The sequence below is a fragment of the Nannocystis sp. RBIL2 genome (assembly GCF_026626745.1).
Classification (GTDB): Bacteria; Myxococcota_A; Polyangia; order Nannocystales; family Nannocystaceae; genus Nannocystis.
Genome location: NZ_JAPNJW010000001.1, coordinates 3,722,323 through 3,737,604, shown reverse-complemented (window position 1 = coordinate 3,737,604; position 15,282 = coordinate 3,722,323). Strand labels below are relative to the sequence as shown.

Below are 15,282 nucleotides of genomic sequence, written 5' to 3'. Positions count from 1 at the left end.
GTTACCCCGCGCGCGCCCGGACAAGCCCGTCCGGAGCAACGCACTGTTGCGCTCCCGCCGACAATCGCCCGGGCCTCGACGCAAGGGTGAAGCTCGGGCTAGCGTCGCCCCAGATGCGTGCGCCAGAGGGCTGCCCCCGCGTCGCTGGGTCCGGCGCGGTCGTCGTACCGTTCGTCCGTGACGGCGAGCCGGCCTGGCTGCGCAACCACGAACCCGCCGCCGAGCTGGTGTGCTTCGATCCGGACAGCCAGCGGCTGTGTGAATTCAGCGGCAGCGACGGCGACGCGCCGCGCGTGCGGGTGAGGATCGTCCCCGAGGTCGGCCTCGCCGACCCGTCCGACCTGCACGGCAGCGGCCTCGCGCAAGAGGCGGAGATCTTGGCCGGAGAGCCCGGGAGCCCGTTGTGGCTGCGGATCTGCGAGCCCCTGGGGCGCTCGACCCGGCTCATGCCGCTGTCCGGCCAGCGGCGCATGCCGTGGGCGCTCGGTCGCACGGTCACCGGCTACGCGCTCGCCGACGGGGTGGTGCTCGCGCTCGAGACCGAGAGCTGGCGCAGCGCGTCGCAGCTGGTGATCGCCCACCCGAGCGGGCGCGTCGAGCGGCGCCCGCTGGCCGAGACCGGCACGATCCGCGGCGGGTGGTTGTTCGGCGCGATCGCCGAGGCCACGGTGCTGCGGATGTTCGCCCGCCGCGTCAGCGCCGCGGGCTTCGGTCCTCGCGTCGACCTCGGCCTCGTGCCGGCGACGTCGCCGGGTGTCTACCCGTGTCACTTCCACCTCCGCACCGCCGGCGAGGCGTCGTTTTTGGCGATCGAGATCTCCCACGGCCCCGAGGCGCCGCAGGTGGCGACCACGTTCTTCCGCGCCGGCCGCTGGTCGCCGCTCGCGCTGCACACCCTCGACAGCCTCGACGCGCGGGTGGCGTGCACGCGCGGCGTGGGCCGCGTGCTGTGGAAGGACGACAACATGTTCTCGGGGACAGGTTCGCGCGACATCGTGGCCCTGACCGCCTGGCCCGAGGGCACGGTGCGCGTCGAACGGCACCCGCCGCTGCCGGCCAGCGACTACCTCGACTTCGAGGTGCTGCCGCTCGGCGATCGCGTGCTCGCGCTGTCGCTCGAGGAGTCGGGCCTGAGCGCGCGCCTGGCCCCGCTGGCCGAGCTCGGCCGGACCCCGGACCTGGCCCTGCTCGAGCTGCCGGACGGCCTGTGGTCGTTCACGGCCCACGCGCGGGGCGAGCACGCGATCGTGGTGCTGCGCGAGTCGGAGACCCGCTGCGAGTTCGCGGTGCGCATCGCGGCCGACGGGGCGGTGCGCCCGGTGACGCCGTTCGGCTGAGTGATTTTTTTACGCGCGACCGATGAGTCCTGCCGGCGGTCGCGGTCTGTGTTGCCATGACCGCTGCTTCGTCCGCCCCGTCCACGATCCCCGCCGAATTCCCGGTGCGCCTGCTGGCGCGCGGCCTCGATGTCCTGGTCCTCGCCGCCGTCGACGTCGGCCTCGGCCAGGTCATGGGCTACGGCTTCGACTGGCTGCTCGTCGGCTCGGCGTTCGTGTTCCTCTACTTCAGCCTGCTCGACGCCTGGGTCGGCGCGACGCCCGGCAAGCTGGCGCTGGGGCTGCGCGTGCTCGGCCCCGACGGCGGGCGGCCGACGCTGCGGCAGTCGCTGCGGCGCGAGGCGTTTACTTTGCTCGGATCGATCCCCTTCATCGGCCCGCTGCTGGCGCTCGCGGCCTGGGTCGTGATCGCCAGGACGATCCGCAGGAGCCCGCTGCGGCAAGGCGACCACGACGCGTTCGCCGGCGGGACGCGCGTGATCCGGCTGCAGGCGGGATGAGTCCGCGCGTCGCGGCGAAGATCGGTCGATGACTCGGGGGCTCGGCGGCCATGGTGCCGACATGGCGCCCATCTCGGTCCCGATCCCTCCGCCCTCCCGACCGGCTCCAGACCTCTTGCGGTCTCTCGCGCGGGCGCGTCGAGCTGCCGGCAGTTCGCTTCGGTGAGTGGCAGGCGACTTGCAGCGGCGCGAGCGGTCCGCGTGGGTGTGGCGGTGGGCTCGCACGTGGCCACACCTGTTCGCTCGCTCGCTTTGTGATCGCGGGCGCGATCGGAACAACGGCCGAGTGTCACTGGTTGGATCGACATGCCCGACGTTCCATCACCGTATGTGTATGCTGCGTTGCTAGCGACCTTTTCCTTCGCAGGGACCGCCCGCGCCGAGCTGCCCGCGCCCGCCGATTTCTCGGTGTCGTATTATGTGACCGACGAGAGCGGCGAGATCGTGCGACCGATGGTCGAGCGCGACCTCAGGTACGCGACCAACCGCGCCCGCTGCCAGTGCGGCCAGCGGATCGGCGTCCAGATCCAGGCAAAGGACGGCGCCGACCTCGACTTCAGCGCCAAGATCCAGGCCTTCATCGGCGCCGTGTGCTCCACCGCCGAGACCGCGATGGCCGGCCAATTTCGCCGCTGCGGCGTGCTCGCCGACGTGCTGGCGGCGAACTTCGTGCAAGGCGTGACGAGCGCGTTTCACCCGGCGTTCCTGGCCTCCGGCCTCGATCCCTCGTCACCGACCCGAGACGTCCTCGGGGCCGAGACGATGCTCAGCGGCGCCTGCGGCGACTACGTCGAGGGCGAGACCAGCGTCTGGATGTGCGACCCGGCCGGGAACAGCACCGCCGCGTGCCAGGCCGACGAGTTCTTCTATGGGCCCGACAGCGCGCTCTCCCAGCTGTCCGGCGTCCCCACGATCGCGTACGACTTCATGCCGCCGCTTCTCGAGGTTTCGACCCTGTCCGTCGAGCCAGGTGACGGCGGCGTCACGCTCCACTGGGAGCTGCCGAGCAGCGGCGACATCGCGGGCTTCCGCGTGCTGTGCGAGGAGGCGGCGACGGGTGCGTCGCCGGGCCTCGACTTCCCGACGCCCGAGCTCGGCGAGGTGCCGGACAACAACCACTACTTCACGGCCGGCAACCTGTGCGGCGACGCGCCGTTCTCGACCGTCAAGACGGCCCCCGAGGAGGTGGCCGACCCGGGCACTTGCGGCAACGGCGTGGTCGAGGCCGGCGAGGCCTGCGACGACGGCGACGACAACGGCCCCGAGGGGCTGTGCGACGAGGCCTGCGAGCTGCGCGTCAGCCCGAGCCTGCACGCCCTCGACTGGGACCACGTGTGCAGCGACCACATCACGTTCAACACCAAGGGCATGGCCATCCACGGGCTCGAGAACGGCAAGACCTACAACTTCGTCCTCGTCTCCTACGACCTGTTCGGCAACCCGCGCGTGCATGACCAGGTCGTCACCGCCACCCCCGACGGCAGCCTGCCCGGCCCCGACGGTGGCCTCGAAGGGATCGGAGGGGAGGGCTGCGCCTGCGCCGCGGACGAGTCGGGCGGGGCGGGCGTCCTGGCCCTGTCCCTCGCCGCGCTCCTCGGGCTGGCCCGCCGGCGTCGCCGCTGAGGTGTCCCGCGGGACAGGCCGGCCGCGGCCGCCTGCGCGACCAAAACGAAGAACCCCTCCGGCGATGCGCTGGAGGGGTTCTTTTGGGCTCCGACAGTAGGACTTGAACCTACGACCCGCGGATTAACAGTCCGCTGCTCTACCGACTGAGCTATGTCGGAATGACCCGGACTTGGGGGCCCGGGGCGAGCGTGTGTACTCGATCCCTCGGGACGGCGTCAAGCCGCATCGCCGGCGAGGCTGTGAGCTCGAACACGAGCACGGGGCCGGGTCCCGGCCGACCCCCCGGGACCCTCGATCGAGCCCCGCGGGGCGGCTGGGGCGCCTCCACGGGGTCGAGCACGTTCTTTTCGAAGGGGGCTTGACACTCCATGGGGCTCGTATATTCTCCGCCTCCCCTCGTCACGGCGCGGGAACAAAACCTGAACCAACCGGCAGAGACCCGTCCTCGGACGTTGTTCTGCACGATCTGCGGGAGTAGCTCAGTTGGTAGAGCACGACCTTGCCAAGGTCGGGGTCGCGAGTTCGAGTCTCGTCTCCCGCTCAGAAAATCGAAGCCCTGTCACCGCCGGTGACGGGGCTTCGTGCTTTGGGTCCGACGCCGGTCTGCGGTCCGCTGCGCCGGCGGCCGAGGCCCGGGAGCCCCGCAGCGGGCCGGCGTCCCGTGGTCCGGCGCACGCGCGGGAATAGAAGGCGGCTTGCGCAGTTTGCAAAACCCGCCTAACGTTTCGCCGCGCTCCGTGCCTGCCCTGTTCTCCAGCTTCTTGCGCTGTCTCCTGGTGCTCAGCCTGTGGCTGGGCGCGGGCGTGGCTGCATCGAGCGCGGAGGCCGCGGTTGGGGGCACGCCCGATCTGCGGAGCGACATCCACCTGCGCCTGGTCGAGCTGCTCGGCGTCGCGGAGTTCTGCGGCGACGAGGACGACCCCGACGCCGAGGTGTTGTGCGGCGGCGATCTCCTCGCCGACCTGGTCGTCGACCCGTCGGTCCTCAAGTTGTCGCGCGGCTCGTGCTCGCGTCTGCTCGAGGTGCTGTTCAAGCGGGCCGTGTGCGACCCGACCGACGAGACCTGCGGCAAGCTCCAGCCCGGCGGCTTGCCGGCGCGGCCACCACCCGACTTGCTTGGGCCCGGTTCGAGCGCCGCCGTCGCCGCGCTCCTGCGCGACGAGTGGTCGCCGCAGCGCATGGCGCTCGCGTCGGCCCGGCCGCGGGACGACCCGCCCCTCCTGTCCCGGACGACCCGTCCCGAAGCACCCCCGCCTCGCGTCTCGCCCGCGTAGTCCGCTCGGGCCGGCCGGAGGCATTGGGTCGCGCTCGAGAGGCTGCAGGTGCCTCGTGCACCTGCGCGCGGGAGCCGGCGCTGCGCGCCTCGGCGGCGCCCTCCGGGTGTTCGAGACGGTCCTCTCATGCGTGTCCCTCATCTCTGGCTCGGCCAGGTCGTGTTCGGCCTGACGCTGAGCAACGCAGCCTGCGAGTGCTCCCCGAGCGCTCCTGAATCGCCAGCCGCGCCGGTCGCCACCTCGTCGGTGCGCTACCGCGTCGACCTCGACCCTGACGAGCACGCGCTCGGCGGCGCCGAGCCGCTGGTCACGGTCGTGGTCTTCTCCGACTACGCCTGTCCGCCGTGCGCGCGCACCTGGAAGGTCCTCGAGCACCTCCTCGAGGACTACCGCGACGACCTGCGGGTGGTGTTCCGCAGCCAGACCTTGCCGGGCTTCGCCGACGGCGAGCGGGCCGCCGAGGCCGCGCTGGCCGCCGGCGCGCAGGGCCAGTTCTGGCCGATGCACCGCCGGCTCTACGACACGATGCAGTTCGACCGCGCGGCGCTCAAGCAGAGCGCCGAGGCGCTCGGGCTCGACGTGCCGCGCTTCCTCGACGACCTCGACGCCGGCGTCTACTCGGGCACGCGGATCCGCCATCGCCGCCAGGCGGTGGAGCTCGGGATCTACTTCAGCCCCGTGGCGCTGGTGAACGGGCGCCCGGTGATCGGCTTCCGCGACGAGGCGGCCTGGCATGCGCTGATCGACGAGGAGATCCTCGCCGCCCAGGCCCGCCTGCGCGCGGGCACCCCGCGCGCCGACCTCTACGCCGCAGTCATGGAAGGCGCAGTGATCGCCCCGCTCGAGGTCGACGACGCCACTGCGCAGCAGCGGCGGATCCTCGCCGAGCGGTTCAAGGCCGCCGAGGCGCCGCCCCCGCAGCGCGCCGAGGCGGGCAAGCGCTACGCCGTCGACGCCGGCGCCGCGCCCACGCTGGGGCCCGCCGACGCGCCGGTGCTGCTGGTCGCGTTCATGGACTTCGAGTGCCCGTTCTGTCGCAAGGCCGCGACCGAGGGCATCGCCGAGCTGCGGCGGCGCTACCCCAACGACGTCCGGATCGCCTACCGCCAGCTGCCGCTGCCGATCCACTCGGCCGCCGACAGCGCTGCGCGGGCGGTGGTCGCGGCCGACAAGCAGAACCGCTTCTGGGACTTCGCCGAGAAGCTGTTCGCCGCCCCGCGGCTCGGTCGTCGCACCTACGCGGCGATCGCCCGCGAGCTCGGCCTCGACGAGGCCCGCTTCCTCGCCGACCTCGACAGCGCCGAGGTCGCCCAGGTCGTCCGCGACGACCTCGTATATGCCCGCAGGCTCGGGCTCGACGCCACCCCGGCGATCTTCGTCAACGGCCGCTACGTCGACGGCTTTCGCGGCGCCGAGGCGCTCGCCGCCGACGTCGAGGCCGAGCTCGCGCACGCGCAGGAGCGGATCGCCGCCGGCGCCGCCCGCGAAACCGTGGTGCGCACGATCCTCGACGGCGAGGCGATCCCTCCCAACGAGTTCCCCAGCGCCGATCTCCCGCAGTGAAGAATTCCTGATGTCCTTGCGGACATGATTTTCGTGACATGTTCTTTCAACCACCCACCAAACTACAGACACAGAGCCCCATGAAACGCATCAGCCTCCCCGTGTTCCTGGTCTCGGCGCTCGCCCTGGCCGCTTCTCCTCTCACTGGTTGCACCGGCAACCGCGGCGGCAAGAAGGAAGAAGCCGCCGCCGCCGGTCCGGCCGCCGCGGGCGGCGGGCTGGTCACGATGGACCAGGTCGACGACTCGCTCACCAGCAAGATCACGGGCGAGCGGTTCCGGGTCACTTACAACGACAAGGACCAGGTCAAGGGCGCCACCGACCCGCTGGTCACGATCGTCGAGTTCAGCGACTTCCAGTGCCCGTTCTGCTCGAAGTTCACCGACATGCTGAACGAGCTGATCAAGGACCCCGCGTACGCCAACGACGTGCGCGTGGTGTTCAAGCAGTACCCGCTGCCGATGCACAAGGACGCGGCGATGGGCTCCGAGGCCGCGCTGGCCGCCGGTGAGCAGGGCAAGTTCTGGGAGATGCACGACATCCTCTTCAAGAACCAGAAGGCGATGACGCGCGCCGACGTCGAGAAGTACGCCGAGGAGCTGAAGCTCGACATGGCCAAGTTCAAGGCCACGCTCGACGCCAAGACCTTCCAGGCGCAGGTCAACGAGGACATGGCGCTCGGCAAGAAGTTCGGCGTGCGCGGCACCCCGAGCTTCTTCATCAACGGCAAGTGGCAGCGCGGCGCGCCGCGGACGATCGACGGCCTGAAGAAGCTGGTCGACGAGGAGAAGGCCGCGGCCGAGCAGCTGATCAAGGACGGCAGCAAGCGCAGCGAGGTGTACGCGCGCATCATGAAGGCCGCCAAGGACGAGCGGAAGGAGCCGCCGCCGGAGAACAAGCCGAAGGTCGGCGAGCCCGACCCGGCCGCCAACTACGCGGTGCCGGTCGACGGCCGCCCGGCGTTCGGCCCGGCCGACGCGCTGGTCACCGTCATCGAGTTCAGCGACTTCCAGTGCCCGTTCTGCAACCGCGTCACGCCGACGCTCAAGCAGATCAAGGAGAAGTACCCCAACGACGTGCGCGTGGTGTTCCGCCAGCTCCCGCTCGGCTTCCACGACCGCGCCCGCCCGGCCGCCAAGGCCTCGCTGGCCGCCGCGCAGCAGGGCAAGTTCTGGGAGATGCACGACCTCCTGTTCGCCAACCAGAAGGCGCTCACCGACGCCGACTTCGAGGGCTACGCGCGCCAGATCGCCGGCCTCAACTTCGACCAGTGGAAGAAGGACCTGGCCGACCCGAAGCTCGAGCAGATGATCAAGGAGGACGAGCAGACGGCGCAGAAGTTCGGCTCGAACGGCACGCCGGCGTTCTACGTCAACGGCCGCCACCTCTCGGGCGCGCAGCCGTTCGAGGCGTTCCAGAAGCTGATCGACGAGGAGAAGGTCAAGGCCGAGAAGTTCCTGGCCGAGAAGAAGCCGGCCAAGGACAAGCTGTACGAGGAGATGATCAAGGGCTTCGAGACCGAGCTGAAGGTCCCGCCGCCGCCGCCGCCGGCCGACTTCAAGCGCCGCGAGGTGGCCACCAAGAACCTGGCCGGCAAGGGCAACCTCAAGAACCCGAAGATCACGGTCGTCGAGTGCTCGGACTTCGACTGCCCGTTCTGCAAGCGCGGCGCCGACACCGTGGCGCAGATCGTCAAGGAGTACGGCGACAAGGTCGCGGTCTACTTCCGCAACTACCCGCTGCCGATGCACAAGATGGCCGAGCCGGCCCACCGCGCCGGCATCGCCGCGCAGAACCAGGGCAAGTTCTGGGAGATGCACGACCTGCTGTTCGCCGACAAGACCAAGCGCAGCGACGAGGACTTCAAGGCCTACGCGCAGCAGCTCGGGCTCGACCTGGTCAAGTTCGAGCGCGACTACAACGACGCGGCGACCGCCCAGCGGGTCAAGGACGACATGGCGGAGTGCGGCAAGATGGAGGTCCGCGGCGCGCCCGGCTTCCTCATCAACGGCCGCCTGATGAGCGGCGCCCAGCCGATCGACCGCTTCAAGGCGGTGTTCGAGGAGGAGCTGAACGGCGGCTTCGAGGCGACGCAGAAGAAGGAGAAGGAGGCCGCGGCCAAGGGCGGCGCGCCGGCCAAGGCGCCGGCCCCGACGCCGGCGCCGGCTCCGGCCCCGGCCAAGTGAGCCTGGTCTCCGGGCCAGGCATCGCCTGGTCCTGACCCGCCCGGCCCCGTGCGCGACGGGGCCGGGCGTCCCCGACCGGTTTGCATCGCGCGCTACTATTCGGTACCCACGAGGTCGACCATGTCCGACGCCACGACGCCTGCTCCCAACCCCCCCAAGCGGAATCCCGCCTCGATCCTGGTCGCGGTCCTCGGGTTCGCGGCGACCATCGGGGTCGGCTTCTACGCCGGGCAGTGGGTCCGCGATCGCTTCTTCGTGCCCTCGGCCAAGCTCGAGCAGGGCGACCGCTACCGCGCCGAGCTCCGCGGCGACGAGCCGCAGTTCGGTCCGAACGACGCCCTCGTCACGGTGATCGAGTACTCCGACTTCCAGTGCCCGTTCTGCGCCAAGGTCACCGACCCGCTGAAGGACGCGATGGGCGCCTACGAGGGCGACGTGCGCCTGATCTTCAAGCACTACCCGCTGCCGGGCCACAACGCGGCGCCGCCCGCGGCCCAGGCGTCGTGGGCCGCGCATCAGCAGGGCAAGTTCTGGGAGATGCACGACCTCCTGTTCGAGAACCAGAAGAAGCTCGACGACAAGAGCCTCGAGGGCTACGCGCAGCAGCTCGGCCTCGACGTCGCCAAGTTCAACGCCGACCGCAACAGCGACGCCGCCAAGGCCGCGGTCGACAGCGACTACGTCTCCGGCGGCAAGGCCGGCGCGACCGGCACCCCTTACTTCCTGGTCAACGGCCGGCCCTACTCGGGCTCGCTGCCGGCCAAGCAGTGGCGCGAGATCTTCGAGTACGAGCGCGAGCAGGCCCGCCAGATCGAGAGCCAGGGCACCCCGCGCGCCGAGGTCTACGGCGCGATGATGAAGGACGCCAAGGCCCAGCGCGGCGGCGGCGGCCCCGGCAAGGCCCCGAGCCAGCGCGACGACGGCCCCGACCCGAGCAAGACCTACCGCGTCCCGCTCGACGCCCGCCCGCAGTTCGGCCCCGACGACGCGCTCGTCACCATCGTCGAGTTCAGCGACTTCCAGTGCCCGTTCTGCAAGCGCGTCAACGCCTCGCTGGCCGACGTCAAGCAGAACTACCCCAACGACGTGCGCATCGTGTTCCGTCAGCGCCCGCTGGCGATGCACCCGCAGGCGCGCGTCGGCGCCCGGGCGATGCTGGCGGCCCACCGCCAGGGCAAGGCCTGGGAGATGCACGACCGCCTGTTCCAGAGCCCTTCGGACATGTCCGAAGAGGCAGTCAAGAACCACGCCAAGGAGCTCGGGCTCGACGTGCCGATGTTCGAGCTCGACCTCGCCGCCGCCGAGACCGAGCAGATGGTCAAGGACGACGAGGCGGTGGCCAACCGCCTGAAGAGCGGCGGCACCCCGTCGTTCTTCATCAACGGCCGGTTCCTGTCCGGCGCCCAGCCCTACGACGCCTTCAAGGCCCTGATCGAGGAGGAGAAGGCCAAGGCGCAGAAGCTGGTCGACGAGGGCACGCCGCGGGGCCAGGTCTACGAGAAGATCATGGCCGGCGCCGAGGAGAAGCCGGGCAAGTGACGGACGCGCGGCCCCCGGCGGGCGAGCCCGCGGGCTCGCGAGCCCCTGTCCTCGAGGACAGGGAAGAAGGTCGCGGCCTGTTAGGTCCGCTCGCCTACGTGGTGTTCATAGCGATCGGCTCGCTGTGGATGTTCTGGTTCGCCGCCTCGCTCGGCCCGGCCACCAAGGCCCAGGCGGAGGCGGCCTGCCGGGCGCTCGAGCCCGAGCTGCGCAGCGGCCCGGCGCCCGAGTTCTCGCTGCAGGACCGCGCCGGCCAGACGGTCGACCTGGCCGACCTGCGCGGCAAGTTCGTGGTCGTCAACTTCTGGGCCACGTGGTGCGAGCCGTGCATCCGCGAGTGGCCGCAGCTCGACCGCCTGGCCGAGCGCCTGGCGGACCGCGACGACGTCGTGATCCTGGCGATCAGCGTCGACCAGGACCAGAGCCTGGTCGCGCCGTTCCTCGCCCGCATGGGCCTCGAGCAGACCGGCGTGCGCGTGCTGTGGGACCCGACCGGCAAGCTGCACACCGCCTACGGCAGCGAGAAGCTGCCCGACACCTACTTCGTCGGCGCCGACGGCCAGCTGGTCCACGCGTACATCAACGTGCGCGACTGGGGCCGCCCGGCGGCCCATCACTGCGTCGAGTCGATGCTGGCGCGCTGAGCCGCGACCGGCCGGCGCCGCATCGATCGGGGCGAATCACTCGCGCGGTCGAGTTGCGCTGCGCCGCGCTTCGACCGTCACGGCAGGGTCGCGAGCTGATCGATCGACTGCTTCAGCGTCGGGCGCAGGCACTCGAGGCAGTCCTTGTTCTTGAACGCCCCGCAGCCCTTGCGCGACGTCTTGTTCAGCCGCTGCAGGGCCGGCAGACCGCGCTTGTCGTTGGCCTCGGCGATCCGCTTGACCGCGGCGCGCTTGGCCTCGCAGCTGTCGGCCTTGGCGAGCAGGGCCAGGCCGTGCAGCCACAGCGGCACGTCGACCTCGGGCTCGTAGGCGAGGACCGCCTCGGCGGCCTTCGACTGCTCCTTGGCCTCGCCGAGCAGGCTCGTGGCCGGCTCGCGCAGGCCGGCCGGCAGCTCGCCGAGGTCGGGCTTGCTGGCGGAAGGGACATGTTCCGAAGGACCTGCCCCTTGAGACTTGTCGTCGCTCGCGCCCTTGCCGGCGGCCGGCACGAACTCGGCCGGGCGCTCGCCGCTCTCCGGGGCCTCGGACGGCGCCTCGTCGTCGGGCTGGCGCATCGCCCACAGCACGACGATGAGCAGCGCCGCGCCGACGAACACCGCGATGAAGCCGGTCAGTCCGCCCTTGCTCGCCGGGGCGGCGGGCGGCGGCAGGGTGGGGGTCGGGCTCGGCGGCGGCAGGGTCGACACCGCCACCTGGCTGACGCTGCGGCCGAGCGCGCGCAGGGCGTCGCGGACCTCGCGGGCCGTCTGCGGGCGCTGCTTGGCCTCGCGCGCGAGCAGCTGTTGGATGATGCGTTCGAACTCGACCGGCAGGTCGACGACCTCGCCCGCCAGCGGCGGCGGAGGTTGAGTCAGCTGGCGGGTCAGCAGGTCGCTCATCTCGCCGCCGTCCCACAGCGCGCGGCCGGCCAGGCACTCCCACAGGATCACGCCGAGCGCGTAGAGGTCGGTGCGGTGGTCGGTGGGCTCGCCCATCGCCTGCTCCGGGGCCATGTAGCCGGGCGTGCCCATCACGGTGCCGAGGCGGGTCAGCGGGGTGGTGCCCTGGCTGTGGTCGGCGACGCGGGCGATGCCGAAGTCGAGCACCTTGACGACCTCGCCGTCCTCGCGCGCCTCGAGCAGGATGTTGTCGGGCTTGAGGTCGCGGTGGACGATGCCGGCCGCGTGGGCTGTGGTGAGCGCGTCGGCGATCTGGGCCCCGATGTCGCAGACGGCCTGCCAGCGCATGCGGCCGCGGTTGATGATGTCGGTCAGCGACGAGCCGCGCACCAGCTGCGTCACCAGGTACGCGCCGCCCCCGGGCAAGGGCCCGAAGTCGATCGCGCTCGCCACGTTGGGGTGCTCGATCTGCGCCGTCGCCATCGCCTCGCGGCGGAACCGCTCGGCGATCTCCTCGTTGCCCGTGTACTCGGCGTGGATCATCTTCACCGCGACCAGCTTGCGCAGGTTGAGGTGCTCCGCGGTGAACACCGCGCCCATGCCGCCCTCGCCGAGGAGGTCGCGCAGGTGGTAGCGGCCGTCGAGGGTGTGGCCGATCCACGCGGTCGGTGGGGCGTCGGGGGTGGGTAGCGGCGAGGCTGCGGCGGAGGTCACGGCGGCGGCGGCATTATAGGCGGTTTGCCCGGTCGCGTGCGCGCCGGCTGCAGTGCGGACGGCGCCTCGCTATACTGTCCGGCGGGCGCCTCGCCCCTGGAATCCGGCCATGCCGCGCTGTCCCAGCCGCGCGTCCTGGTCGTCCTGCTCGCCCTGGTCGCCCTCGCGGAGGTCATATGTCCGAAAGTACAGCTCGGAGCGCAGCCCTGGTCCTCGCCGTCCTCGCGGTCGCGTGCGGCAAGCCGGTCGACCCGTCCGGCAAAGAGGACGCCACCTTCACCAAGGCGTCGATGGCCGGCGCCCCGGCGCCGACCGGCGAGGACCGCCCCTTGTCCGCCGACCTCGCGGTCGAGCCGGTGTCGATGCTGGTGAGCTTCAACCGGCTGAAGACGGCCGACAAGCTGCAGGAGGCGCTGAACAAGAAGCCGGGGCAGTTCAGCCACATCGACCTCGACAAGGACGCCACCCCCGACCTGCTTACCGTCGCCGACCGGGCGACGAAGGACGGCCACGCGTTCGAGATCCGCGTGCGCCCCGCGACCGGCGAGTTCGTGGTGGCGACGATGCTGTTCGACCCGGAGTGGAGCTACCTCGGGCATTACGACGGCGTCATGGGCGGCGCGGCCTCGACGACGGCCCGCCCCCTGCCGGCCGCGCCGCAGCCCGGAGCCCCGCCGGTCGCGCCGCCGGTGGTAGCGACCCCGCCGGCGGTGGTGCCCTCGGCGGCCCCGACCCAGGTCGCGGCTCCGGTCGCACCGGCCCCCGGCGCGCCCGCGATCGCCGAGGCGCCCGCGCCTGCGCCCGGGGTCGGAGCGGTGCAGGCGGTCCCGGCTGGGAGCGCGCAGCCGGTGACGCCGACGAAGCCGTGAGCGACGGCGGCGGCGAGCGCTCGCCGAGAACATGCCCGAGAGACCCTGTCTCTCGGGTCATGTCCTGAGATGCAGGCCCAGGTCGTGGCAGGCGCGCCGAGGCCCAGGAGCGGCGGCCGAGCGCACCGGCTCGCATGCCGGAGCGGGCATGTTCAGGTCGGGCCCCGAGATGCAGCCAGGCCGTGCGGCGGCCGGCTGCACCGGCTCGCATGTCTCTCCGGGCGTGTCTTTTGAAAAGATGCCCGGACAGCCATGTTCGCTCACCGCCGGCGGCGGCGCAGCGCCAGCAGGCCGAGGCCGGCGACGCCGAGCAGGGCCGCGCCGTTCTGCGGCGGGTCGCTGGTGCAGCCGCAGCCGGCGTCGTCGTCGCCGGTGCTGCCGGCGGTGCCGGTGGCGGCGTCGCTGCGGGGCCAGCCGTGCGACTTGTTCCACTCCTCGATCTTGGTGTTGATCGCGGCGGTGTTGTTGACGAGGTGCATCGGCTTGCCCTTGAGGGCGACCTGGCTGATCTCCTCGGCCCACCACATCTCGCCGATGAAGTCGGGCCACGGGCCGCCGTCGGGCACGAAGATCTCGCGGCCGTCGGGGAGGGTGACGACGCTGTTGCCGTCGCACAGGTTGTAGTTGCCGGCGACGCGGACGTTGTCGACGTCGTCGAGGTCGGGGTTGATGTGGAAGGTCGGGTCCGCGATCATCTCGTTGGGCGAGATGACGGTGTACATGCGGGTGAGGTAGGGGTAGGTGTCGAGCAGGTCCTGCGCGTGCAGGCCGGGGGCGATGATGCGTTCGACCAGCGCGGCCGAGAAGGCGCTGCCGTCGCCCCACTTCATGACGTCGATCTGGTCGAGGTAGGCGGCGAGGTTGCCGTAGAACTCCTCGGGGGCCAGGCCGTCGGGCGCCGGCAGGTACTCGCCCAGCAAGCCCTCGATCAGCGGGTGGTTGTAGAAGCAGAAGCCCGGCTCGTAGCAGTTCGTCAGGCCCTGGTCGTTGAGGTAATTGATGACCTGCTCGGGCGCGAGGCCGACGAACAGCGCCTCGTTCCAGTTCGGGTTGTAGACGTTGAAGGTGAACGGCGCGGTGATGCTGGTCGCGCCGGCGTACTCGGTGACGAAGGCGAGGCCGTCGGCCTCCAGCTCGTCGACCGCCTTGCTGATGACGTCCTTGTAGTTGGCGGCGAGGCCGAACCAGTCGATCTTGAGCGGGTTGACGAGGACGTGGCGGTAGTTGGTCGGCGCGGCGCGGCCGTTCGCCAGCAGGAACACGCGGATGTCCATGTCCTGGACCGACGAGAAGCGGGTCAACCGCAGCGGGAAGCAGTTCTCGTCGGACGGGTAGCGCAGCACGATCGGGTGCACGTCACCCTCGTCGGCCCCGCCGGCCAGCTTGAGCGCGACGATCACCTGGCCCTCGTCGAGGTACTGCTGGAAGGCGTCGTCGGCGCCGTCGATCCACAGGAAATCGTTGTCGATCAGCCACTGCTTGATCGGCGCGACCGTCTTGTCCTGCAGGACGACGATCTCGAACGCGCCGGCGGTGGTCTTGAGAAGGACCGGGTCCTCGCCGGGGGCGCCGCTGGTCGCCTCGCCGGTGCTGCCGCTGTCGAAGCCGCCGTCGGTGCCGCCGTTGGGCGAGGTGAGGCCGCCCGAGATGCTGTCGTCGCCGCACTGCTCGAAGCTCTGGTTGAGGCCATACTGCGGCACGGAGGCCTGCAGGAGCGCGTCGAACAGCGGCTGCGAGCCGACCTCGAACTCGGGGATCTGGGCGATCGGGATCAGCCACGCGAACTTCTGCGCGTTGGTGTCGGGGTCGATGCTGATCTGGATGTGGACCTCGACCTCGCCGGGGTTGAGGACGAACAGCACGTTCTCGCCGTCCTGATTGACCGGCATCGGCCCGGGCACGCCGCCGTCGCAGCCGTTGACCCCACAGGCCTCGGCGGGCCGTGACTGCGCGAGGGTGAAGGCCGCACACGCGGCGGCCGCGAGCGACGAGGCGCGCTTCCACATAAGCTTAGTCGACATCGTTAGGTCTCCAGGCCGGCAGGGTCGCACAGGTCGCGTCACCGCGCCACAACGCCGCGCGCCTGCTCCAGGCAGAGGTCCGCGCGACGGCCCGGTGCATGTCTTTTAAG

11 protein-coding genes and 2 tRNA genes are annotated in these 15,282 nt (G+C 71.0%); 10 read left to right on the top strand and 3 right to left on the bottom strand.

Annotated features, from left to right (window positions below; all coding sequences use genetic code 11):
* Positions 1 to 113: 113 nt before the first annotated feature.
* The 3 genes from OV090_RS14630 (at position 114) to OV090_RS14620 (ending at position 3,460) form a co-directional block, all read left to right on the top strand.
* Positions 114 to 1,337 carry a hypothetical protein gene (locus OV090_RS14630; protein ID WP_267704245.1) on the top strand — a complete coding sequence of 408 codons (1,224 nt, stop codon included), beginning with the start codon at positions 114 to 116 and terminating at the stop codon, positions 1,335 to 1,337.
* Between the two features lie 56 nt (positions 1,338 to 1,393).
* Positions 1,394 to 1,837, top strand: a complete 444-nt coding sequence (locus tag OV090_RS14625) for an RDD family protein (RefSeq protein ID WP_267704244.1) — start codon at positions 1,394 to 1,396, stop codon at positions 1,835 to 1,837.
* A gap of 342 nt (positions 1,838 to 2,179) precedes the next feature.
* On the top strand, positions 2,180 to 3,460 hold the full coding sequence (locus OV090_RS14620) for an MYXO-CTERM sorting domain-containing protein (protein ID WP_267704243.1): 1,281 nt from the start codon (positions 2,180 to 2,182) through the stop codon (positions 3,458 to 3,460).
* A gap of 88 nt (positions 3,461 to 3,548) precedes the next feature.
* Here the strand turns inward: OV090_RS14620 and OV090_RS14615 are convergent.
* A tRNA-Asn gene (locus OV090_RS14615) sits at positions 3,549 to 3,621 on the bottom strand.
* Between the two features lie 310 nt (positions 3,622 to 3,931).
* On the opposite strand from OV090_RS14615, the gene OV090_RS14610 reads away from it, so the two are divergent.
* The 6 genes from OV090_RS14610 (at position 3,932) to OV090_RS14585 (ending at position 10,669) form a co-directional block, all read left to right on the top strand.
* Positions 3,932 to 4,004 (top strand) — tRNA-Gly (locus OV090_RS14610).
* Positions 4,005 to 4,200: 196 nt separating this feature from the next.
* Positions 4,201 to 4,737, top strand: coding sequence for a hypothetical protein (locus OV090_RS14605; protein WP_267704242.1), 537 nt, complete (start codon positions 4,201 to 4,203; stop codon positions 4,735 to 4,737).
* Positions 4,738 to 4,863: 126 nt separating this feature from the next.
* On the top strand, positions 4,864 to 6,300 hold the full coding sequence (locus tag OV090_RS14600) for a thioredoxin domain-containing protein (RefSeq protein ID WP_267704241.1): 1,437 nt from the start codon (positions 4,864 to 4,866) through the stop codon (positions 6,298 to 6,300).
* An 80-nt stretch (positions 6,301 to 6,380) separates the two neighbouring features.
* Positions 6,381 to 8,486 (top strand): thioredoxin domain-containing protein, encoded by a 2,106-nt coding sequence (locus tag OV090_RS14595; protein WP_267704240.1) that lies wholly within the window; start codon positions 6,381 to 6,383, stop codon positions 8,484 to 8,486.
* Positions 8,487 to 8,606: 120 nt separating this feature from the next.
* Positions 8,607 to 10,025, top strand: a complete 1,419-nt coding sequence (locus OV090_RS14590; RefSeq protein WP_267704239.1) for a thioredoxin domain-containing protein — start codon at positions 8,607 to 8,609, stop codon at positions 10,023 to 10,025.
* Positions 10,022 to 10,669, top strand: coding sequence for a TlpA disulfide reductase family protein (locus OV090_RS14585; RefSeq protein ID WP_267704238.1), 648 nt, complete (start codon positions 10,022 to 10,024; stop codon positions 10,667 to 10,669). Before OV090_RS14590 ends, OV090_RS14585 begins: the two co-directional genes overlap by 4 nt.
* 77 nt (positions 10,670 to 10,746) lie before the next feature.
* On the opposite strand, the gene OV090_RS14580 is transcribed toward OV090_RS14585, so the two are convergent.
* A complete protein-coding gene (locus OV090_RS14580; RefSeq protein ID WP_267704237.1) occupies positions 10,747 to 12,282 on the bottom strand; it encodes a serine/threonine-protein kinase in 1,536 nt (511 codons plus the stop codon).
* Positions 12,283 to 12,458: 176 nt separating this feature from the next.
* Between OV090_RS14580 and OV090_RS14575 the strand changes: the two genes are divergently transcribed.
* Positions 12,459 to 13,151, top strand: a complete 693-nt coding sequence (locus OV090_RS14575; protein WP_267704236.1) for a hypothetical protein — start codon at positions 12,459 to 12,461, stop codon at positions 13,149 to 13,151.
* A 260-nt stretch (positions 13,152 to 13,411) separates the two neighbouring features.
* Here the strand turns inward: OV090_RS14575 and OV090_RS14570 are convergent, their stop codons facing one another.
* The gene (locus OV090_RS14570) at positions 13,412 to 15,172 is read right to left on the bottom strand and encodes a DUF2330 domain-containing protein (protein ID WP_267704235.1); all 1,761 of its coding nucleotides are present in this window, start codon (positions 15,170 to 15,172) and stop codon (positions 13,412 to 13,414) included.
* Between the last annotated feature and the right edge of the window lie 110 nt (positions 15,173 to 15,282).